The 20,112-nt window shown below is 65.3% G+C and carries 17 protein-coding genes; 9 read left to right on the forward strand and 8 right to left on the reverse strand.

The features are described 5' to 3' along the window. Positions 1–49: 49 nt before the first annotated feature. Positions 50–988, reverse strand: coding sequence for a GlxA family transcriptional regulator (locus XH96_RS21655; protein ID WP_194387580.1), 939 nt, complete (start codon positions 986–988; stop codon positions 50–52). 109 nt (positions 989–1,097) lie between these two features. Between XH96_RS21655 and XH96_RS21660 the strand changes: the two genes are divergently transcribed. Continuing rightward, positions 1,098–1,784 carry a DJ-1/PfpI family protein gene (locus XH96_RS21660; RefSeq protein WP_194387581.1) on the forward strand — a complete coding sequence of 229 codons (687 nt, stop codon included), beginning with the start codon at positions 1,098–1,100 and terminating at the stop codon, positions 1,782–1,784. Between the two features lie 423 nt (positions 1,785–2,207). Here XH96_RS21660 and XH96_RS21665 read toward each other — a convergent pair whose 3' ends face one another. Further along, positions 2,208–2,615, reverse strand: a complete 408-nt coding sequence (locus XH96_RS21665; RefSeq protein ID WP_194387582.1) for an NADH:ubiquinone oxidoreductase subunit NDUFA12 — start codon at positions 2,613–2,615, stop codon at positions 2,208–2,210. Positions 2,616–2,858: 243 nt separating this feature from the next. Here XH96_RS21665 and XH96_RS21670 point away from each other — a divergent pair, with 243 nt between their 5' ends. The 3 genes from XH96_RS21670 to XH96_RS21680 all read left to right on the forward strand — a co-directional run bounded on the left by XH96_RS21670 (position 2,859) and on the right by XH96_RS21680 (position 6,478). Then, the gene (locus tag XH96_RS21670) at positions 2,859–3,575 is read left to right on the forward strand and encodes a BA14K family protein (protein ID WP_194387583.1); all 717 of its coding nucleotides are present in this window, start codon (positions 2,859–2,861) and stop codon (positions 3,573–3,575) included. A 246-nt stretch (positions 3,576–3,821) separates the two neighbouring features. After that, positions 3,822–4,244, forward strand: a complete 423-nt coding sequence (locus XH96_RS21675; protein WP_131868447.1) for a response regulator — start codon at positions 3,822–3,824, stop codon at positions 4,242–4,244. Beyond that, entirely contained in the window at positions 4,241–6,478 is a 2,238-nt protein-coding gene (locus XH96_RS21680; protein ID WP_194387584.1) for a CHASE3 domain-containing protein, read from the forward strand. Before XH96_RS21675 ends, XH96_RS21680 begins: the two co-directional genes overlap by 4 nt. Before the next feature lie 99 nt (positions 6,479–6,577). On the opposite strand, the gene XH96_RS21685 is transcribed toward XH96_RS21680, so the two are convergent. Beyond that, a complete protein-coding gene (locus XH96_RS21685; RefSeq protein WP_194387585.1) occupies positions 6,578–7,474 on the reverse strand; it encodes a DMT family transporter in 897 nt (298 codons plus the stop codon). An 806-nt stretch (positions 7,475–8,280) separates the two neighbouring features. Here XH96_RS21685 and XH96_RS21690 point away from each other — a divergent pair. Then, complete coding sequence (locus XH96_RS21690; protein WP_194387586.1) at positions 8,281–12,051, forward strand: vitamin B12-dependent ribonucleotide reductase; 3,771 nt, start codon at positions 8,281–8,283, stop codon at positions 12,049–12,051. 264 nt (positions 12,052–12,315) lie between these two features. After that, positions 12,316–12,831 carry a ParB N-terminal domain-containing protein gene (locus XH96_RS21695; RefSeq protein ID WP_194387587.1) on the forward strand — a complete coding sequence of 172 codons (516 nt, stop codon included), beginning with the start codon at positions 12,316–12,318 and terminating at the stop codon, positions 12,829–12,831. 325 nt (positions 12,832–13,156) lie between these two features. On the opposite strand, the gene XH96_RS21700 is transcribed toward XH96_RS21695, so the two are convergent. Then, positions 13,157–13,423, reverse strand: a complete 267-nt coding sequence (locus tag XH96_RS21700) for a DUF2312 domain-containing protein (protein WP_194387588.1) — start codon at positions 13,421–13,423, stop codon at positions 13,157–13,159. Between the two features lie 275 nt (positions 13,424–13,698). On the opposite strand from XH96_RS21700, the gene XH96_RS21705 reads away from it, so the two are divergent. The 3 genes from XH96_RS21705 (at position 13,699) to XH96_RS21715 (ending at position 17,396) form a co-directional block, all read left to right on the forward strand. Then, complete coding sequence (locus XH96_RS21705; protein WP_194387589.1) at positions 13,699–14,901, forward strand: calcium-binding protein; 1,203 nt, start codon at positions 13,699–13,701, stop codon at positions 14,899–14,901. An 81-nt stretch (positions 14,902–14,982) separates the two neighbouring features. Then, positions 14,983–16,188 carry a calcium-binding protein gene (locus XH96_RS21710; protein ID WP_194387590.1) on the forward strand — a complete coding sequence of 402 codons (1,206 nt, stop codon included), beginning with the start codon at positions 14,983–14,985 and terminating at the stop codon, positions 16,186–16,188. A gap of 410 nt (positions 16,189–16,598) precedes the next feature. Continuing rightward, positions 16,599–17,396, forward strand: coding sequence for a transglycosylase SLT domain-containing protein (locus tag XH96_RS21715; protein ID WP_194387591.1), 798 nt, complete (start codon positions 16,599–16,601; stop codon positions 17,394–17,396). Positions 17,397–17,532: 136 nt separating this feature from the next. On the opposite strand, the gene XH96_RS21720 is transcribed toward XH96_RS21715, so the two are convergent. From XH96_RS21720 to XH96_RS21735, 4 genes are all read right to left on the reverse strand, one after another. After that, the gene (locus XH96_RS21720) at positions 17,533–17,808 is read right to left on the reverse strand and encodes a hypothetical protein (RefSeq protein WP_194387592.1); all 276 of its coding nucleotides are present in this window, start codon (positions 17,806–17,808) and stop codon (positions 17,533–17,535) included. A 282-nt stretch (positions 17,809–18,090) separates the two neighbouring features. After that, positions 18,091–18,627 (reverse strand): helix-turn-helix domain-containing protein, encoded by a 537-nt coding sequence (locus XH96_RS21725; protein WP_194387593.1) that lies wholly within the window; start codon positions 18,625–18,627, stop codon positions 18,091–18,093. 158 nt (positions 18,628–18,785) lie between these two features. Further along, a complete protein-coding gene (locus XH96_RS21730; RefSeq protein ID WP_194387594.1) occupies positions 18,786–19,463 on the reverse strand; it encodes a cell envelope biogenesis protein TolA in 678 nt (225 codons plus the stop codon). A gap of 62 nt (positions 19,464–19,525) precedes the next feature. Then, a complete protein-coding gene (locus tag XH96_RS21735) occupies positions 19,526–19,930 on the reverse strand; it encodes a VOC family protein (RefSeq protein ID WP_194387595.1) in 405 nt (134 codons plus the stop codon). Positions 19,931–20,112: the final 182 nt, after the last annotated feature.

Consider the following 20,112-nt stretch of genomic DNA (forward strand, 5'->3'; position numbering starts at 1 on the left):
CGTCCCACCGAACTCCCAAGGCCAGTCGCGAACGAGGTCCGTAGAGCGCCTACCCGGCCCGCGCCGCGCGCCGCAGGGCCTGCGGCGGCTGGCCGAAGGCGCGGATGAAGGCGCGCCGCATCCGCTCGGGATCGCGGAAGCCGGTCGTTTCCGCAACGAGCTCGATCGCCTCGCGCGAGGACTGCACGCGCTCGCGCGCGACTTCGAGCCGCAGGCGCTCGATCGCCTTGGATGGCGTCGTGCCGGTCTCGGCGGCAAAGGCACGGGCAAAATGCCGAGCGCTCATGCCGGCGCGATCGGCGAGATCTTCCACCGTCAGCGGCGCGTCGAGATTTTCACGTGCCCAGGACAGCAGTGCGCCGAACCGCCCGTTCGGCGTCTTCAGCTCCAGCAGCGAGGAGAACTGTGACTGGCCGCCGCTGCGGCGGTGATAGAGCACGAGCTGGCGTGCGGTCTGCTGCGCGATCTCCTCGCCATGGTCCTCGGTGATCATCGCGAGCGCGAGATCGATGCCCGCGGAGATGCCTGCCGAGGTCCAGACATTGTCATCCTGGGTGAAGATCTGGTCCGGCTCGAATTTCACCTTGGGAAAGCGCGCGACGAAATCGCGCGTCCGCCCCCAATGCGTGGTGGCGCGGCGGCCGTCGAGAAGTCCCGCTTCGGCGAGCACATAGGCGCCCGAGCAAACGCTCGCGACCCGAACGCCACGCTTTGCCAGCCGCTGCAAGAAGGCCCGCGTGACCTCGCAGCGCGCGGCATCGGCAACGCCCACGCCGCCGGCCACCACCAGCGTCGTGATCGCGTTCGCCGCCTTGAAGTCGCGCGCCATCATCTCGACCCCGGATGAGCTGCGCACGAGCCCCGGCCTGACTGCCAGCACGCGGATGGCCGGCGTCTTGCCCGTACAACGCGCTGCGATCTCGAACGCCGAGATCGGGCCTGCCGCATCGAGCAGCTGGAAATCCGGGAAGATCAGGATGCCGATCATGGGCCAGCTCCTAAGCGACATGTCCGAAAGTGAGGGAATTAAGCCATTTCGGACGGGAGGGCACCATGACATCGTGCCGGCGTCAAGCTCGTAATTGGAGGATATTCCGATGTCGTCACCGCTCCAGATTGGTCTCTTGGTGTTTCCGCGCGTCACCCAGCTGGACTTCACCGGACCCCTGCAGGTGTTCGCCATGCTCCCCGGTGTAAAACTGCACCTGATCTGGAAGCGGATCGAACCGGTGCCGAGCGATTCCGTGATGACGCTGACGCCGACCACGACGTTTGCGGACTGCCCTCAACTCGACGTGATCTGCGTGCCCGGCGGCGGCGGCACCAACGACCTGCTCAACGACGAGGAGGTACTCGACTTCCTCCGCAGGCAGGCCGACGGCGCCAGATACGTCACCTCGGTCTGCACGGGATCGCTCGCGCTCGGCGCCGCCGGCCTGTTGAAGGGCTACCGCGCCGCCACGCATTGGAGCGCGATGGACATGCTCGCCCAGTTCGGGGCGACGCCGACAAAGACGCGCGTCTGCATCGATCGCAACCGCATCACTGGCGGCGGCGTCACCGCCGGCATCGATTTCGCCTTGACGCTGGTGTCGATCATGGTCGATCGCACGACGGCGGAAGCGATCCAGCTCCAGATGGAATACAATCCGGCCCCGCCGTTCAATTCCGGCTCGCCCGACACCGCTTCCGACGAGGTAAAGGCGTTGCTGAAGGAGCGCGGCGCGCAGAACCAGGCGCAGCGCCTGGAAGCGGTCAAGCGCGCGGCGGAGCGGGTGAACTAGACTCCGCTCTCGTGTCCCGGACGCGGTGCAGCGTGCAACGCTGCTGCGCTGCGTCCGGGGCACGTTGACCTTCGCGCCGATCTCCCAAAGAAAAAGGCCGCTCGGTTTCCCAAGCGGCCCTTCCTGTCTTACGGCGGCTGCACATTCACATCGGGCGATTTCGGAGCTTCCAGACCGGGGGCCTATCTCCCGATCGAGTCCTGGTCGGCGGCCGCTGCATCTCGGGACAGTCGCGAGCTGTTGCCCGAACCGAACGCGATGGTCTCCCATCACCGTAAGATGGGATCATTGAGCCGCATCGCCCGCGTCAATGCAACGCCGGCGCGAGCGGCATCCCCGCTGTTCCCGTTGTCCACAGCAGCGCGGAGCGGATGCATGTGCATCCGCTTCGAACGTTGGCGGTTCGCGAGTAGGCCCGAAAGGCTAGCCGGGCGTCCAGGGCTGGTAGTCGCCGGTCGCCTTCGGGCGCCGGCCGCTGGCAAGCGTCGAGCCGGAGGGACGATAGGCGTTCGGCGTGCCGGTGAGATTCGGCTGGTGCGGCTTTTCCCACTCGCGCGGCTGGTAGTTGGCCTCGGTCGGCGGCACGTCGACGACGTGATGAATCCAGCCATGCCAGGACGGCGGGATTCGGCTCGCTTCCGCGTAGCCGTTATAAATCACCCAGCGCCGCTCAAAACCGAGGGTGGGATCGATCGCCCCGCCGCGGGTGCGGTAGTAACGGTTGCCCTGCTCGTCCTGGCCGACCAGCTCCCCGTACCGCTTGGTCCAGAGCTGGGTGCCAAAAGTCTGGCCATTCCACCAGGTGAAGAACTTGAGGAAGAATTGTTTCATGCGGCAAGGGCCCTGCTTCGTCGGGTCCTGATGCCATCCGGGCAGCGAAATGTCCAGTTCGGCAGGTGCGTGGGTCTCCTCCGCAATCCCGCTACCGAGCAGGCCCCCGCCGCAAAGCGGTCGCGATTCATTCATGCCCGGTACAGCGGCCGCGCGTGAGGCTCCATTCGCGCGCAAACCGGCGTGATCCCCGGGAACCCCAGCGCTTTCATAGGGTTTGCTTTCCGGGAAAGGAGTTTAACTATGAACAGTCTGAAAATCTTGAGTGCCGCCGCGGCGGTGGCGCTGGTTGTTCCCTTTGCGACACCGAGCTTTGCCCAGCGTCCCGGAGTGGGCGGAGGCGGTGGCGGCGGCGCCCATATCGGCGGCGGTGGCGGCGGCGCTCACTTCGGTGGCGGCGCGCGCATGGGTGGCGGTGGCGGCGGCGCTGCGTTCCGCGGCGGTGGCGGCAATTTCGGGGCCGGTGCCGCGGTACGTCCCAGCGGAGGCGGTTTTGCCGCCGGCCCTGCAATGCGTCCGAGCGCAGGCAGTTTCGCGGCCGGCAGTCCGATGCGTCCGAGCGGCGACCGCTTCGTAGCCGGCGCGACGCCCCGTCAGTCCTTTTCGCCGTCCTTCAGCGGCACCCGCAGCGTCGCAACCGCGGGCAACTGGCACGATGGAGGCAACTGGAGCGGCCGTCACGGGCATCATCATCGTCGCGGCGGCTTCTGGCCGGGCTTTGCGACCGGCGTCGCAGTCGGCGGCATCGGCTCGTACGCCTATTATGGCGGCTACGGCGGCGGCTACGGCTATTACGATGATCCCTACTACTACGGCAGCTATTATGACGAACCGTCGGTTGCGGTGGTGCAGGATGGCGGCGGCGATTCCGCGGCCTACTGCGCGCAGCGCTTCAAATCGTACGACCCGGCTTCCGGCACCTATCTCGGGTACGACGGCCAGCGGCATCCCTGCCCGTAAGCAGAGCGCCAAGGCCTGAGGCTGAAGGCGCCGCAGCGATGCGGCGCCTTTCTCGCGGCCGGCGTATCCTCACCCGCTTCGATTTCCGTCCTGCTCGCCCGCCCGAGGACACCGACGGCCGGAGGCAAGCGGACCTATATGCACTGCGCCGTGCATATCCTTGGGGGCCCAATCCAAAATTGACCGGACACACGATTCGCGGATATCACCAAATGCAGTGGGGACTTCGATCACCTGGGAAGTGTCATGCCGCGCATTCTCGTGGTTGACGACGATCCGATGGTCGGCGCGACCATCGAGGTCCTCCTGCAACGTCAGGGCTTCGACGTCACGCTGGCCGACGGCGGCGAAACAGGACTGGCTGCGCTGGAATCGCAGCCCTTCGACGTGATGCTGGTTGACATCTTCATGCCGCATATGCGCGGCTTCGAATCCATCCGCATCTTTCACGAACGCGCGCCGACCACTCCGCTGATCGCGATGTCGGGCTACGCCTTCGCCTCATCCGCCTCGCCCTCTCCCGATTTTCTCCGCATGGCGCTGGAGCTTGGCGCAACGCGCTGCCTGCGCAAGCCGTTCACGCCGGAAGCGCTGATGACCACGATCCGGGAATGCCTCGCCGGCGCAGGCGAGAGCGCGCAGCCGAAGGACAAGAAAGAAGCCCCTTGATTCCAACGCAGCGCGTCATTTTCGGTGCTGGACTTGCCATCCTCCTGATCATCGCCGCGGCCTCGATCGCCCTCGACGTCAAGTCGCGTTCCGACGCGGCATGGGTCAACCATACCGTCCAGGTGCAGAAGAAGATCTCGGATCTGCGCGTGCTGCTGCGCCGTGCCGAGAGCGCTGCGCGCGGCTACGAGCTCTATCGCACCCCGGGCTTCAGCGATGAGTTTCAGGCGGTGCACGCCAGGATCGCGCCAGCCCTCGCCGACCTCAAGCGCGACGTGCGCGACAGTCCCGATCAGGTCGCGCTGCTGGAGGGCACCGAGCCGCTGGCGCTGCGCCGGATGGAGATCGCCGCCACAGCGATGCGCCTCCGTGCCGAAAACGACCAGGCCGGCATTGCCGCACTCAACAGCAGGGCCGAGGGCCGCGGCCTCATGGACACGGTGATGGCCAATCTCGACCACCTGAGCGCGGAGGAAGAGCGCCTGCTCGCCGAGCGATCCCGGGATTCGCGCCGCACCGGCATCGCACTGCTCGGTATCGACGTCGCCGGCGCCGTGCTGATCCTGCTCCTGGTCGCGCTGGTGATGCGCGAAAGCCGGCGCGCCACGGGTGAGCTCCAGAGCTCGCTCGAGCAAACGCAGGCCGCCAAGACGGCGCTCGAGGCGGCGGTGGCGGAGCGGACCGAGCACCTGGTCACCGCGCATGACGAGCTGCGCCTGTCGGTCAACGTGCTCCAGAGCACGTTTCGCAGCATGGCGGAGGCGGTGCTGGTCATCGACGACGAGGGCAATGTCCTTCTGTCCAATCCGGCCGCCGAGCGCATGCTGTTGCATCGCGCCGGCATGAATTTGAACAATCTGCGCGCGCTGTCCGATGTATTTCACGGCGACGGCGTCACGCCGCTCGAGGCCGACGAGCTGCCATCGACGCGCGTGCTGCGCGGCGAGCAATTCGAAGAGCTGGAGATGATCGTCCGCCCGCACAGCGGCGATCCTCCCCGCCATCTCATGATCAGCGGCCGGCCGATGCGGGACGGGCAAGGCGATGTCTCGGGCGCGGTGCTGGTCTATCACGATGCCACCACCTCGCGCGAGACGGAGCGGCAGCTGCACCAGTCGCAGAAGCTGGATGCGATCGGCAAGCTGACGGGCGGCGTCGCGCACGACTTCAACAACATGCTGACCGTCATCTCCGGCAACACCGAGACGCTGGTGGAGAGCCTGAAGGACCAGCCCGAGCTCCAGCGCACGGCACGGCTGATCGACGACGCCGCCGAGCGCTGCGCCGAGCTGATCCAGCATCTCTTGGCGTTTGCGCGCCGGCAGCCGCTCGAGCCGCGCAACGTCGAGATCAACGCCGCGATCGCGGACATCGCAAAGCTTCTGCGCCCCACCCTCGGCGAGCAGATCCAGATCGAGACCGTCTTGGAACAGGGGCCGATGACGACGCACATCGATCCGTCCAGGCTGACCAATGCGGTGCTCAACATGGCGATCAACGCCCGCGACGCCATGCCGAACGGCGGCAAGCTGCTGCTGGAAACCCACCGCGTCGTGCTGGACGAGGCCTATGCGCAGGCCAATGCCGACGTGACGCCCGGCCCCTATATCATGCTCGCGGTCAGCGATACCGGCACCGGCATGTCGGTGGAGACCCAGCACAAGGCGTTCGAGCCCTTCTTCACCACCAAGGAGGTCGGCAAGGGATCCGGCCTCGGCCTCTCCATGGTCTACGGCTTCGTCAAGCAGTCCGGCGGCCACATCAAGATCTACAGCGAGGAAGGCCACGGCACCACGATCAAGCTCTATCTGCCGCCGGGCGAAGGCACGGCGGAGGTGGCAGCCAGCATCGCGCCGCAGGCCGAAGGCGGCGCCGAGACCATCTTCGTGGTCGAGGACGACCCGCTGGTGCGCAACTTCGTCACCACCCAGCTCCAGAGCCTCGGCTACAAGACGGTGGCCGCGCCCGACGCCAAGTCCGCGCTGGAATTGATCGAGGCCGGCCAGAAGTTCGATCTGCTGTTCACCGACGTCGTCATCCCCGGCGGCATGAGCGGCCGCGAGCTCGCCGAAGAAGTGGCCAGACGCCGGCCGGGCGCGAGGGTGCTCTACACCTCCGGCTACACCGACAACGCGATCATTCATCAAGGCAAGCTCGACGACGGCGTGATGCTGCTGACCAAGCCCTACCGCCGCAACCAGCTCGCCGAGATGATCCGGAAGGCGCTGGGCTGAGATCGTAGGATGGGTAGAGCGCAGCGAAACCCGTCAATAAGAGCCGTCGTGGGATGATGGGTTTCGCTGCGCTCTACCCATCCTACAGACTGTCGCAATTCATCGCGTCGCCAGCACCACGGCGGCCAGCGTGAAGATCAGCGCCGCGATCTGCCCTGCCCCAAGCGGCTCGCCCAGCGCGATGGCCGAGGCCACGACGCCGATGACGGGCACCGCCATGGTGCCGATCGCGGCGACCGAGGCCGGCAGGCGCGCCAGCGCTGCGAACCAGCTGACATAGGCGATGCAGAACTGCCCGACGACCGAATAGACCAGAAGCCACCAGCCGAGCGACGTCACGTTGGACAAATGTGTGGTCTCGATCAGGAGGCCGACGATCGAGATCGGCAGGCAGCCGATCCCGATCTGCCAGGCCGCCGCCGAGAGCGGCGGCAGGTGAATCGGGTACTTCTTCGAGAGCACCGTGCCGAGGGCGAAGCCGAACGCACCGACGAGCACCATGATGATGCCCGGCAGCTTCGAAGCGCTGGCGGCAAAGCCGTTGCCGCCCATGATCGAGGCAAGCCCCGCGAAGGCCAGCACCAGCCCGAGCGTACGCAGGACCGTCGGCCGCTCGCCCAGCACCGGCCAGGCGATGATCGAAGCCCAGACCGGCATGGTGTAGGCGATCAGCGCCGCCTCGCTCGCCGGCAGCCAGAGCAGTGCGAGCCCCATCAGCACCATCCAGCCGGTGACGTTGAGCACGGCCGCGGTCAGCAGGCGCGGCCAGATCGCGCCCTCCACCCGCAGGCTTTGCCGGCGCATCACCGCGAGCAGCGCCAGCAGCACCGCCCCGAGCACGCCGGTGACCCCGCGCAGGGTCAGCGGCGGCAGCTCGGCCAGCAGGAATTTCGTCACCGGCCAGTTGAAGCCCCAGCCGATCGACGTGATCGCAAGGAACATCAAGCCGGCCGGGGCGATGCGCGGCGGCGCATCCCGGCGAGTCGAATCATGCATGTGGGCAATCCGGCAAAAACTTCTGGTCAGCTTGGCCCGGATTCGCGGGCCGAACCACCGTCCCGGCGGGCATGCCTGCCCTCACCTTCCGTAGGGCTACGTGAGTCCCCCTGGCGCAATCCCGGTCCGGAAAAATATACCTGCCCTGTGAACAGCGGGATGAAGCCTCCGCAGCTCACCGGATACGAATTTTTTCGGTTGGGAATCCCTGAGGACTCACTGATACTTGGCTCCACAACAGGCGCGGCGAAGACCCCTGTTATCCCCCACAATCCACCATATTTAGTATTTGATTCAGGAACTCGCACTAGTTCTTGACGGGCGCAACGGAGAGTCCTAGCTTTCGGTCCGTTCGGCGCGAGTGAGTTTGCGTCCCGCCGGCACTCCCCCAAAGGGTCTCGCAAATCTCAGCTCCGCCGGCCAGCCAAAGGCAGCGGGATGAGGGCTTGTCTGCCCTCGACATGCGGACTCCCGGGGGCGCCGGAACGGGCTGGCAACAGGCTCGGAAGGCAGACTTCACGGCGGTTTCGAAGTGACACCTGCGTGAAGTGAGAGAAGTAGCGGCGTTGTGGGGCGTTGAACGCATGTCGCGCACATCCCCTTGGGGGCGGATGGGTGTGGACGTGCCGGCGGGATGATCGATGCATGCATCGCCATCGCGCCGGGAAAAAACAGGGCCGGATCCACCGGCTGAACTGCGGAGCCCGAAGGCCGGACGGCCGGAAGGCGCCGCGAAACGAAATGTCGACCCGGCACGCCCTCAACGAGGGGCGGGACCGGTCAAAGATTAAGGACGGGGCAAGACCATGCGGATTGAGCGGCGCCACACCACTTCGGGACAGTCACCTTATGCGGGAATCGAATTCCGCCTGACCACGTCGGAGATTCGCAATCCCGACGGCTCGGTCGTGTTCAAGCTGGAGAATGTCGAGGTCCCGGCCGAGTGGTCGCAGGTCGCCTCCGACGTGCTCGCCCAGAAATATTTCCGCAAAGCGGGCGTTGCCGCGCGCCTGAAGAAGGTCGAGGAGGAATCCGTTCCCTCCTTCCTGTGGCGCTCCGTGCCCGACACCGAGGCCCTCGCCGCTCTCCCCGAGAAGGAGCGCTATGTCAGCGAGCTCTCGGCCAAGCAGGTGTTCGACCGCCTCGCCGGCTGCTGGACCTATTGGGGCTGGAAGGGCAAGTATTTCTCCTCCGACGAGGACGCCCAGACCTTCTACGACGAGCTCCGCTACATGCTCGCCAGGCAGATGGTCGCGCCGAACTCGCCGCAATGGTTCAACACCGGCCTGCACTGGGCCTATGGCATCGACGGCCCCGGCCAGGGCCATTATTACGTCGACCCCTTCACCGGCAAGCTGACCAAGTCCAAGTCGGCCTACGAGCATCCGCAGCCGCATGCCTGCTTCATCCAAGGCGTCGGTGACGACCTCGTCAACGAGGGCGGCATCATGGACCTCTGGGTCCGCGAGGCCCGCCTGTTCAAGTACGGCTCCGGCACCGGCTCCAACTTCTCGCGCCTGCGCGGCGAAGGCGAAAAGCTCTCCGGCGGCGGCCGCTCCTCCGGCCTGATGAGCTTCCTCAAGATCGGCGACCGCGCCGCGGGCGCGATCAAGTCGGGCGGCACCACGCGCCGCGCCGCCAAGATGGTCGTCGTCGACGTCGATCACCCCGACATCGAGACCTATATCGACTGGAAGGTGAAGGAGGAGCAGAAGGTCGCCGCCCTCGTCACGGGATCCAAGATCAACCAGAAGCACCTCAAGGCCGTGCTGAAGGCCTGCGTGAACTGCGAAGGCTCGGGCGACGATTGCTTCGACCCCGAGAAGAACCCCGCCCTGCGCCGCGAGATCAAGCTCGCGCGCCGCAGCCTCGTGCCCGACAACTACATCAAGCGCGTCATCCAGTTCGCCAAGCAGGGCTACAAGGACATCCAGTTCGACACCTACGACACCGACTGGGACAGCGAAGCCTACCTCACGGTCTCCGGCCAGAACTCCAACAACTCGGTTTCGCTGAGGGACGACTTCCTGCGCGCGGTCGAGACCGACGGCGACTGGAATCTCACCGCCCGCACCTCCAAGAAGGTGACGAAGACGCTGAAGGCGCGCGACCTCTGGGAGAAGATCGGCTACGCCGCCTGGGCCTCGGCCGACCCCGGCCTGCACTTCAACACCACGATGAACGACTGGCACACCTGCAAGGCGTCCGGCGACATCCGCGCCTCCAATCCGTGCTCGGAATACATGTTCCTGGACGACACGGCGTGCAACCTCGCCTCCGCCAACCTGCTGACGTTCTACAACACCGAGACCAAGCGCTTCGACGTCGAGGGCTACGAGCACCTCTGCCGGCTCTGGACCATCGTGCTGGAAATCTCCGTCATGATGGCGCAGTTCCCGTCCAAGGCGATCGCCGAGCTCTCCTACGAGTTCCGCACGCTCGGCCTCGGCTACGCCAATATCGGCGGCCTCCTGATGACCATGGGCCTGCCCTATGACTCGAAGGAAGGCCGCGCAATCGCCGGCGCGCTGACCGCGATCATGACCGGCATCACCTACAAGACCTCGGCGGAGATGGCCGCCGAGCTCGGCACCTTCCCCGGCTACAAGAAGAACGCGGCGCACATGCTGCGCGTGATCCGCAACCACCGCCGCGCCGCGCACGGCCAGTCCAACGGCTACGAGGCGCTCAGCGTCAACCCGGTGCCGATGGACCTGGTCTCCTGCCCGCAAGGAGACCTCGTCAGCCACGCGCAGGCGGCCTGGGATGCGGCGCTCGAGCTCGGCGAGAAGCACGGCTATCGCAACGCCCAGACCACGGTGATCGCGCCGACCGGCACGATCGGCCTCGTCATGGATTGCGACACCACCGGCATCGAGCCCGACTTCGCGCTGGTGAAGTTCAAGAAGCTCGCCGGCGGCGGCTACTTCAAGATCATCAACCGCGCCGTGCCCGCCGCGCTGCGCGCGCTCGGCTATCGCGAGAGCGAGATCGCCGAGATCGAGGCCTACGCCGTCGGCCACGGCTCGCTGGCGAATGCCCCCGGCATCAACGTCACCACGCTGAAGTCCAAGGGCTTCACGGATGAGGCGATCGCCAAGGTCGAGAAGGCGCTGCCGACCGCCTTCGACATCAAGTTCGCCTTCAACAAGTGGACCTTCGGCGAGGACTTCATCCGCGACCAGCTCGGCATCGGCGCCGAGGCGATCGCGGCGCCCGGCTTCGACCTGCTCCAGTCCGTCGGCTTCACCAAGCGCGAGATCGAGGCGGCCAACGTCCACATCTGCGGCGCGATGACGGTGGAAGGTGCCCCGCACCTCAAGGCCGAGCACTATCCGGTGTTCGACTGCGCCAATCCCTGCGGCAAGATCGGCAAGCGCTACCTGTCGGTCGAGAGCCACATCCGCATGATGGCGGCGGCGCAGCCCTTCATCTCGGGCGCGATCTCCAAGACCATCAACATGCCGAACGACGCCACGGTGGAGGACTGCAAGTCCGCCTACATGCTGTCGTGGAAGCTGGCCCTGAAGGCCAACGCGCTCTATCGCGACGGCTCCAAGCTCTCCCAGCCGCTCAACTCGCAGCTCATCAGCGACGACGAGGACGAGGACGATGCGGTCGAGACCCTCTACGAGAAGCCGATGGCCGCGCGCGCGGCCCAGGTCTCGGAGAAGATCGTCGAGAAGCTGGTCGAGCGCATCATCGTGATGCGCGAGCGTGAGAAGATGCCGGATCGCCGCAAGGGCTACACCCAGAAGGCGGTCGTCGGCGGACACAAGGTCTACTTGCGCACCGGCGAATATGACGACGGCCGTCTCGGCGAGATCTTCATCGACATGCACAAGGAAGGCGCGGCGCTCCGCTCCTTCATCAACAACTTCGCCATCGCGGTGTCGCTCGGCCTGCAATACGGCGTGCCGCTGGACGAATATGTCGACGCCTTCACCTTCACCCGCTTCGAGCCGGCGGGCCCCGTGCAGGGCAACGACAGCATCAAGTACGCCACCTCGATCCTCGACTACGTCTTCCGCGAGCTGGCGGTGAGCTACCTCAGCCGCTTCGACCTCGCCCACGTCGATCCCAACGAGACGGGTTTCGACGCGCTCGGCAAGGGCGTCGAGGAAGGCAAGGAGCCGGACGAGGACGGCGGCCACCACGCGACCAAGCTGGTCTCGCGCGGCCTCACCCGCTCCCGCACGGACAATTTGTTCGTGATGCGCGGCGGCTCGACCGCGGTCAGCCAAGGCAACGACAGCGCGCCCTCAGGCGGCAGCAAGGTCACGGCGATGGCCTCGCATGGCGCGAGCACCCGCCTCAGTGACGCCCTCGAAGGCGCCGTCGCCCTGAAGCAGGAAGTGAGCCACGACCTCTCGCCGACGGAGAAGCTCGAGCAGCTGCAGTGGAGCAAGGCCGGCACCGCGCAAACCCTCGTCCCCACCAAGGCCGAGCGCCGCGCCGAAGCCAAGGCCAAGGGCTACGAGGGCGAGATGTGCTCGGAGTGCGGCAACTTCACGCTGGTGCGGAATGGGACCTGCATGAAGTGCGATACGTGCGGAAGCACGACGGGGTGTTCGTGAGGGGGGAGTAACAAGCGACGCAGACCTAAGGGGCGGCCAAAAGGCCGCCCCTTATTGCATTGGACGATTCGATTGAGAGAAATAATCGCCGAACAGAGAACGATGCTCACAGCCCACTAAATTCACTCACCAGCGTTGCTCTCCAGCTTCGATGCTCATCGATACCCTGCCGAAAATTGCCCTTGCGGTCGAGCCCTTCCCTCCTAAGCTCCCACCCCCAACCGGCATATGTTCCGACGGGCCCGGTAGAAGCGGAGTCGAGTTATGCCCAAACCGGAAAGCTTCCCGATCGAGAAGATTTTCGTTCCCACGAAACTGAAGAAGACCCTCAAGCCCGAGACCGTCGGGGAGATCGCGGAAAGTATTCTGGAGATCGGACAACAGGCGCCCATTTCCGTTCGGCTCGACGGAGACCGCCTCGTTCTGGTCGAGGGACTGCATCGGTTAGAGGCCTGCAAGGCGCTCGGCGAGACGACCATTCTCGGCGTCCTGGTCCCGGCGGAGGTTGCTCAGCACAAGCCGCAGCTAGCCGAGCGCCCCGAAGTCGAGGCCGAGCGCATCAAGATGGCGCGATTGAAACAACTACGCCTCGAGAGGGAAGCCGCAGAGGCATCGACGGCTGCCTTGAAGAGCGTCGCCGCAACGCAATCATCGCGCAGCCGTCCGGCGAAAGGCGCCCGCGACAATCCGAAGGCATCACCGGGCCGGACTGCGAAAGCGGCGCCGAAAACATTGTCGGACTGGATCACGCAGCAAAAGGGCAGCGGCGGCCGCTATTGATGGCGGGGGTTTCAGTTCGTAGCTCGTAGGATGGGTAGAGCTCTTGCGAAACCCATCATTCCACAATGGCTATTGATGGGTTTCGCTTCGCTCTACCCATCCTACGCGCTTTGCGCGTCATTCCGGGGCGCGCCCGCTTGGTTGCGAGCCCGGAATCCATCGGGCGGCACGACGAGTGGCACAATGGATTTTCGGGCTCGCGCTTCGCGCGCCCCGGAATGACGGTGAGTTCCGCTGCGCTCCACCTCTTCGTGGTTGCCACCGCATGATGGCCGCAATCCTTTCGATCGCGGCCATCTCTCCCTCACCGATCAACCCGCTCGCTTCAAGCCGCCTTCGCCTGCTCCGGCGAGGCCGTCTCCATCGCGCGCATGTAGAGGTCGAGCAGGCTTTCGCGCTCGTCGCGCTCGTTCTTGTCTTCCTTGCGCAGCTTGATGATCTCCTTGAGGATCTTCACGTCGAAACCCTCGCCCTTGGCTTCCGAGAAGACTTCCTTCTTCTGTTCGCTCAACTCCTGCATTTCGCTGTCGAGGTTCTCGATCCGCTCGACGAAGGAACGGATCTTGCCGCCGGGAATGGTGATGTCGGACATGGTGCCTCTTTGCTGACTGAGGTCGTGAAAATGACCGCAAAGAAATGACCAATGTGTTAACCTCGCCGTCTTCACGGGACGCGCAAACTTGCCGTGGCGATCTCGACGAACGCCGCCGCGGTTCCATGCACGCCACCAAACTCTCTCCCGAATTCCTACAAATCTCTGCCATCTACCAAAGGTAGATTTCTCCCTGAAGCGTGGTCAACAACGCGACTTGCAAGAAACTCTGCAGGCGTCAGGCCCGCTTCCGACAATGAAATGGGAGCTACGCCATGCAGCATCTGCCGAACGACACCATCGACGTCAGCCTCGACCAGTTTGGTCAGATCGAGACCGTCTACGGAGACCCCGGCTTTCCCGCAGCCAGGGACGTCTGGGGCGGCAACGATACCGTGACGGCCACCGTCACGGAACTCAATACGCGCCTGACGATCTTCGGTGATGACCACACGATGCTGCTTGGTCACTCGCAGGGCGGCAATGACACGCTCATCGCCGACATCGGCGGCGGCTGGAACACCGGCCTCTTGGTCGGCGACACCCAATCGATGATCGATGACGCCAGGGGCGGCAACGACACTATCGTCGCGGATGCCCATGGCACGGTCTACACCACCGTCTCGGCCTTCGGCGATGTCGCGGGCGACATGTCGGGCAATGCCCAAGGCGGCAATGACGACATCACCGGCTCGATCGGGTGGCGCGGTGGCACCAACCTGTTCGCCGGCGATGCCGGCGGTTCCATGATCGACACCTCGCACGGCGGCAACGACACGCTCGATGTCAGCGTGCTCACCATCGACGGCGCGGCGACGGTCAGCGGCGACGCCATCGGTGCCCTGCGCGGCCTTGCGCAAGGCGGCAACGACAGTTTGACGGTCACGCTGAACGGCGACAGCCCCATATCCGGCGCATCCCTGTCGGGGGATTCGTCGACGTCCCTGATGGATTTTGCCCAGGGCGGCGACGATGTCCTCACCGTCCAGATCGACGGCCAGTACGCGGATGCCGCCTCGTCGCTGTTCGGCGACGCGCCGATCATGGCGGGTCATTCCCAGGGCGGCAACGATATCCTCGACGGCGGCGCCGGCCGGGACTTCATGTATGGCGATGCGCGGACCTATGAACCCGCATCGCCCGGCTCGATCACCGGCGGCATCGACACGCTGAACGGCGGAGCCGGCGACGACCAGTTGTGGGGCGGGGGAAACAGCGACCTCTTCGTCTTCAACACCGGTTCCGGCAACGACACGATCAACGACTTCGATCAGGGCAACAAGGCCGTCGGCAGCACCGCGGTGGAGCACGATCTGATCGACGTGCAGGACTACGGCTTTGCCGACTGGACGGCATTGTCGAGCCTGATCAGCGACAACACCGCCGGCGATGCCGTGATCCATCTGTCGGCCAATGATGCAATCACGCTGGACGGCGTCCAGGCGGCGAACCTGCATCCGACCGACTTCATCATCTGAGGAACTGAATCGAAAAGCCGCGATGTCGCTCCGTGGCGCATGGGGCGACATCGCAGATTGCAACGAAATGGGAGCTACGCCATGCGATATCTGCCGAACGACACCATCGACGTCCTGCTCGACCAGTTTGGTCAAATCGAAACCATCCACGGCGATCCGAATTTTCCGACCACCACGGATGCCTGGGGCGGCAACGACACCGTGACGGTCACCGTTACCCAGCCTGAAGTGGACGTCACGATCTTCGGCGAGGACGACACGACGCTGCATGGCCACTCCCGCGGCGGCAACGACACCCTGACCGTGACTGGCAGCTACGGCTGGAATGCCTTCCTCGTGGTCGGCGACGCCCGGGCGATGACCGACGACGCCAGGGGCGGCAACGACACGATCAGTGTCGGGGCCGACTCGCTTTATACCGACGTGCATGTTTTCGGGGATGTCGCCGGCGACATGTCCGGCAATTCGCACGGCGGCAGCGACACCATCACGAGCGCGGTGGGCTGGCGAAGCTACGACCACGTGTATGCCGGCGATGCCGGCGGTTCCATGACCGGCACGGCGCAGGGCGGCAATGACACGCTCGCAATCGATGTGGACACCCTGCAGGGCTTTGCGACAGCCAGCGGAGATGCCATCGGCTCCATCGGCGGCGATGCGCATGGCGGCAATGACAACATCACCTTCACCTTCGGCACCGAGGTCGCCATAACCGGCGGATTTGGCTACGGAGATTCGGTGACCTCGCTGACCGACAATGCCCGAGGGGGAGATGACATTCTCACGCTCGAATTCGATGGTGTCGACACCATCCAGTTTGCGCACCCGGAGCTCTACGGCGATGCGCGGACCATGTCCGGCAATGCCCAGGGCGGCAACGATATCCTCACCGGCGGGGCAACTTACGATCACCTCTATGGCGATGCCGCGAGCTATGCCCCTGCCACGCCCGGCTCGATTACCGGCGGAAGGGATATCCTCAACGGCGGCGCCGGCGATGACCAGCTTTCCGGCGGCGGCAACAGCGACACCTTCGTCTTCGATACCGGCTCCGGCAACGATCTCATCACCGATTTCGATCAGGGCAACAAGGCGGTCGGCAGCACCGCGACCGAGCACGACCTGATCAACGTGCAGGATTACGGGTTTGCGGACTGGGCGGCGTTGTCGAAACTGATCAGCGACAACACCGCTGGCGATGCCGTGATCCATCTGTCGGCGAACGACACCATCACGCTCGACGGCGTCCATGCGGCGAGCTTGCACGCGACCGACTTCCTGATCTGAGCGAGTTGCTCCAAGTCACCGTCTCGCTCCGCCTGCAGCGGGGCGAGACGTGGGCTACACCTTCGCCGACCCGACCCGCAAGAATCCCCTGGCCCCAGCGCAGTCGTATAAGGGAAGCGCACTCGCCTGCAGCCATCCTTCGAGACGCCCGCCTTGGCGGGCTCCTCAGGATGAGGGCGGAGCATGCGGCAGCAGTATCAGCGGGCGCGGTGCCGTTTAGCCTCATCCTGAGGAGACCGCTGGAAGCGGTCGTCTCGAAGGACGAGGCGCTTGTGCAGACCGTTCCAACACATCATATGCGATGGCCCTGCCCTCGGCCCGACGCTGGAACGAAGCGATTCCCATCCTGTAAGCTCTTTTCGCAGAGCGCAAAAAGTCCATTATCTCCGCAATTGCACGCTCACAACGCCATGGCAACGAAACGCAAGAGCCTCCCCTCCCGCCTTCGCAGCGTCCGGCGGAGCGCTCGGTGGGTTCGAAGGAGGTTCGCGCGCGCACCGCGGATGATCAGGATCGGAGGCAGCGTGGCGGTGCTGCTTGCGGCCGTCGCGCTTGTGAACATCGCCTATCAGTTGATCCGCAAGCCGACCGAGCTGTTCGTTCTCATCGGCAACGCCCTCGACAAGGAGCCGGCGGAGACCTGGACAAGCTACGGTCCGCTGTTCCGGAAAGCCTCCACCGCGACGATCACGCCGGAATTGCTGGCCGCGCTGGCGCAGGTCGAGAGTTCAGGCAATCCGGTGGCGCGCACCTATTGGCGCTGGCGATGGAGCTTCAATCCGCTGGCGATCTACCGGCCCGCCTCCAGCGCCGTCGGCCTGTTCCAGATGACCGACCCGGCCTTCGCGGAGGCCGCGCGGTTCTGCGTTCGCGGCAACGCGGTGACGCAGACCGGCTGCGGCTTCACCAGCTTCTACATCCGCGCGGTCCCGAGCCACGCCATCGAGCTGGCCTCGGTGTATCTCGACCGCCAAATGGCGCTGGTTCTCTCCCTCGCGGGCGATATCAAGGCAAGCGCGACGCAGAAGCAGGATCTGGCCGCCTTCATCCATCTCTGCGGCGCAGGTCCCGCCACGGCCTATGCGCGCCGCAAGTTTCAGATGCTCGCCGGCGAGCGCTGCGGCGATCACCTCGTCGCGGGTTATCTCGCCAGGGTCAACGCGATGAAGCGGCAGTTTCTGCGGCTTGCGGCGATTGAGGGCGGTTAGGCGTAGCCCGGCTCTACCACCAATACGGCCAGGCTGCAGGGTGGGCAAAGGCGCAAAGCGCCGTGCCCACCATCTCGTGCCGGAAACGCGTTGGTGGGCACGCTTCCGCTTTGCCCACCCCACGAAATGTCGGCCTTCACCACCAATACGGCCAGCGCCATCCCTCGTAGCGAACGTAGGACGGCACCAGCGGCGGACCGTAGGGATCGACCTTGTCGTCCTCGGGACGATAGCGATAGCGCGGAATGATGTTGTAGTCCCATGGCGTCGGCCGCAGCACGGGCGCCGTGACGATCAGCCGCTCCTGCGGTGCGCGAACCACTTGCTTCCGGGGCTTTGCGTCGACAGCCGATGTGGCGAGGCTCAGCACCAGGGCCGTTCCCAGCGCATAGGCGATGGTCATTTTCTTCATTGCGTTGGTCTCCTTCGCAGCGAGAGTGCAAAAGGATGCCGGGCAAGGCAAGCAAATTTCGCGCGAGATTTTTTCTGCGGCCATCCTTCGAGACGCCCGCTTTTGAGCGGGCTCCTCAGGATGAGGACGAAGTGCGCGGCAGCAGCTTCAGCGGGCGAATATCGTGCTTAGCCTCATCCTGAGGAGGCGCGTCAGCGCCGTCTCGAAGGACAAGGCGCGCGCTCCGGCATTTCAGCGCGCGCAATGCGAACGGACCGAGACCGGGCGACGGACCGTGACGCCCTACGCCGCATCCACCCCCTCGGGCACCGGCCCCGCAACCAGCCCGTCGAGACCGACCATCAGCAAATCCGCGATGTGCATCAGCTGGTACAACGGAATGTCCGCCTCGCCCTTCTCGGCCGATGCCACGAAGGCGGGCGTGACGCTGAGGCGCTCGGCGAGCTGGGCTTGCGTGTAGCCGCGCTTTTCGCGCGCGGCTTTGACGCGCGCGCCGATGCCGAGGCGGTGCCGGGACTGTTCCTCCGCGGTCATCATGGCGACCTGCTCGTCCACGCTGGCATAGCCGTCCGCGAACGCGCTCCCGATCAGCCGCTCCTTGCGCCAGGCAACGCGGCAGGCCTTGCGCAGGCCGCTCGCGAAAACCAGCGTGAACGCTTCGGCGACCCATAGCGAGGAGTTGAGTTGCAGTCGCGCGCCGGTGCCGGAGACGTCGCGAATCGTGCAGGGCAAGCTGACGGTGCTGCCGGTGCCGTTGTCGAATTCCACGATGCCGGTACGCAAGGTGTGATGCCTGACTGCGGCGCGATGATCGCTCATGACAGATCCCGTAATCCTGCGGCGGCGTCGCACGGCGTGTCCGACGCATCCGCAATCGCAGCGAGGATACCGCAGAATTTTGGCGCAACTCCTAAACGTCCGGCGGTTCGGCCGGGACTGGATGGCGTGGTAAAGGAATCCCTCCCGGCCCGCGCAAGCTACTCCCGCGCGCGACGTAGCGCCTGCTCCAGCTTCGTTCGCTGCTTGTCCCAGCGGCCCTGCTCGGCCTCGGCGCGCGCATCCAGCGCAGCCCGCTCCGCCTCGATCTCCTCGCTGCGCGATTCGTGCTCCCGCCTCGCTTTGTCCAGCGCCGCCTGCGCTGTCGCGACCGCCTTGTCCCGGCGCGCGCGCTCCCTGGCGCGGGCCGCCTCCTCTTTCCGGCGCTCGGCTTCGCGCCGCCGTTCCTCCTTCTCGAACGACACCGCGGCCTTGCGCGCGGCCTGATCGTCGATCTTGCGGGACGGTTTCCTTGCGGTCCTGGCTGTGCGCTTCCTGGATTTGCTCTCGGGCTTGCCCTTGGGCTTGCTCTTGAGCTTGCGTTCGGATTGGCCCTCGCCCTCGCCGAGATCGGTCGGCAGCTCTGCACTCTCGGTGAACGGGCCGTCCGAGCCGACCGGACGTCTGAGCACGACACCCGGCTTCGCCATGGTCGCCGCGACGATGTCGGGATCGTCGGTCTCCTTCGCGGCGCCCTGATGGAACAGGTTGGAGCTGGCGCCCCAGGCCTGCAGCGCCGCCTTCATCGAGGGCGCGGCGATCGCCTGATCGTAGAATCCGAGCGAGGTCTGGTAGGTCTTCAGCTTCCTCGTCGATCTGCTTTTCGCCTGCTTTGGCATGCCGCCCCGATTCTGGCTTCGCTGTCCGCTGGCGATCGTAGCAAGCGCAGCCCGGTCGCGAACTACGAACTCCCCAACAACGCGTCATACCCTCTCGCGCTGAACGCCAGCAGACAGAACCCGTGCCCGAACGGATCGGCCAGCATCGCGATCCGGCCATAGGGCGCATCGCGCGCCGGCGCCTCAAGGATCGCACCGGCAGCGAGCGCACGCGCCACGGCGGCATCGACATCGTCAACGACGACGTCGATATGCACGGGCGTCCAATGCCGCTCGTAACGGCGGCGGTCGCCGCCGGCGCCGATCGTGCCGGCCTGCTTGGTCAGCAGATACACCGGCGCCGGCCAGCCGTTGAGCTCGACGAAGTCGGCGCCGAAGCGGCGGCCGACCGTCAGGCCGAAGGCCTCGGTGTAGAAGGTCGTGGCTTTGGCGACGTCGGGGACGTCGATGTTGAGAAGGAAGGTCATGGCGGGCTCGTCGCGCGTTACGGGCGGAGGCTACGCATCGAGCGCCTCGACGTCGAGGGACTCCACCGTGACATCATGCGCCTGTTTTGCCCGACGGCACAACTAAAATTCGGTATTACGGAATTCAAGCCAGATCCCGAACGATTCCATGGCGATGTCTACTGTGCATGGGGTTGTTTTCG

It is taken from the genome of Bradyrhizobium sp. CCBAU 51765, from assembly GCF_015291725.1.
Taxonomy (GTDB): Bacteria; Pseudomonadota; Alphaproteobacteria; order Rhizobiales; family Xanthobacteraceae; genus Bradyrhizobium; species Bradyrhizobium liaoningense.

Excerpts from the sequence above, each read along its gene's own strand:
- XH96_RS21655 (WP_194387580.1), bottom strand. The coding sequence starts at position 988 with ATGATCGGCATCCTGATCTTCCCGGATTTCCAGCTGCTCGATGCGGCA.
- XH96_RS21660 (WP_194387581.1), top strand. The coding sequence starts at position 1,098 with ATGTCGTCACCGCTCCAGATTGGTCTCTTGGTGTTTCCGCGCGTCACC.
- XH96_RS21665 (WP_194387582.1), bottom strand. The coding sequence starts at position 2,615 with ATGAAACAATTCTTCCTCAAGTTCTTCACCTGGTGGAATGGCCAGACT.
- XH96_RS21670 (WP_194387583.1), top strand. The coding sequence starts at position 2,859 with ATGAACAGTCTGAAAATCTTGAGTGCCGCCGCGGCGGTGGCGCTGGTT.
- XH96_RS21675 (WP_131868447.1), top strand. The coding sequence starts at position 3,822 with ATGCCGCGCATTCTCGTGGTTGACGACGATCCGATGGTCGGCGCGACC.
- XH96_RS21685 (WP_194387585.1), bottom strand. The coding sequence starts at position 7,474 with ATGCATGATTCGACTCGCCGGGATGCGCCGCCGCGCATCGCCCCGGCC.
- XH96_RS21690 (WP_194387586.1), top strand. The coding sequence starts at position 8,281 with ATGCGGATTGAGCGGCGCCACACCACTTCGGGACAGTCACCTTATGCG.
- XH96_RS21695 (WP_194387587.1), top strand. The coding sequence starts at position 12,316 with ATGCCCAAACCGGAAAGCTTCCCGATCGAGAAGATTTTCGTTCCCACG.
- XH96_RS21700 (WP_194387588.1), bottom strand. The coding sequence starts at position 13,423 with ATGTCCGACATCACCATTCCCGGCGGCAAGATCCGTTCCTTCGTCGAG.
- XH96_RS21705 (WP_194387589.1), top strand. The coding sequence starts at position 13,699 with ATGCAGCATCTGCCGAACGACACCATCGACGTCAGCCTCGACCAGTTT.
- XH96_RS21710 (WP_194387590.1), top strand. The coding sequence starts at position 14,983 with ATGCGATATCTGCCGAACGACACCATCGACGTCCTGCTCGACCAGTTT.
- XH96_RS21715 (WP_194387591.1), top strand. The coding sequence starts at position 16,599 with ATGGCAACGAAACGCAAGAGCCTCCCCTCCCGCCTTCGCAGCGTCCGG.
- XH96_RS21720 (WP_194387592.1), bottom strand. The coding sequence starts at position 17,808 with ATGAAGAAAATGACCATCGCCTATGCGCTGGGAACGGCCCTGGTGCTG.
- XH96_RS21725 (WP_194387593.1), bottom strand. The coding sequence starts at position 18,627 with ATGAGCGATCATCGCGCCGCAGTCAGGCATCACACCTTGCGTACCGGC.
- XH96_RS21730 (WP_194387594.1), bottom strand. The coding sequence starts at position 19,463 with ATGCCAAAGCAGGCGAAAAGCAGATCGACGAGGAAGCTGAAGACCTAC.
- XH96_RS21735 (WP_194387595.1), bottom strand. The coding sequence starts at position 19,930 with ATGACCTTCCTTCTCAACATCGACGTCCCCGACGTCGCCAAAGCCACG.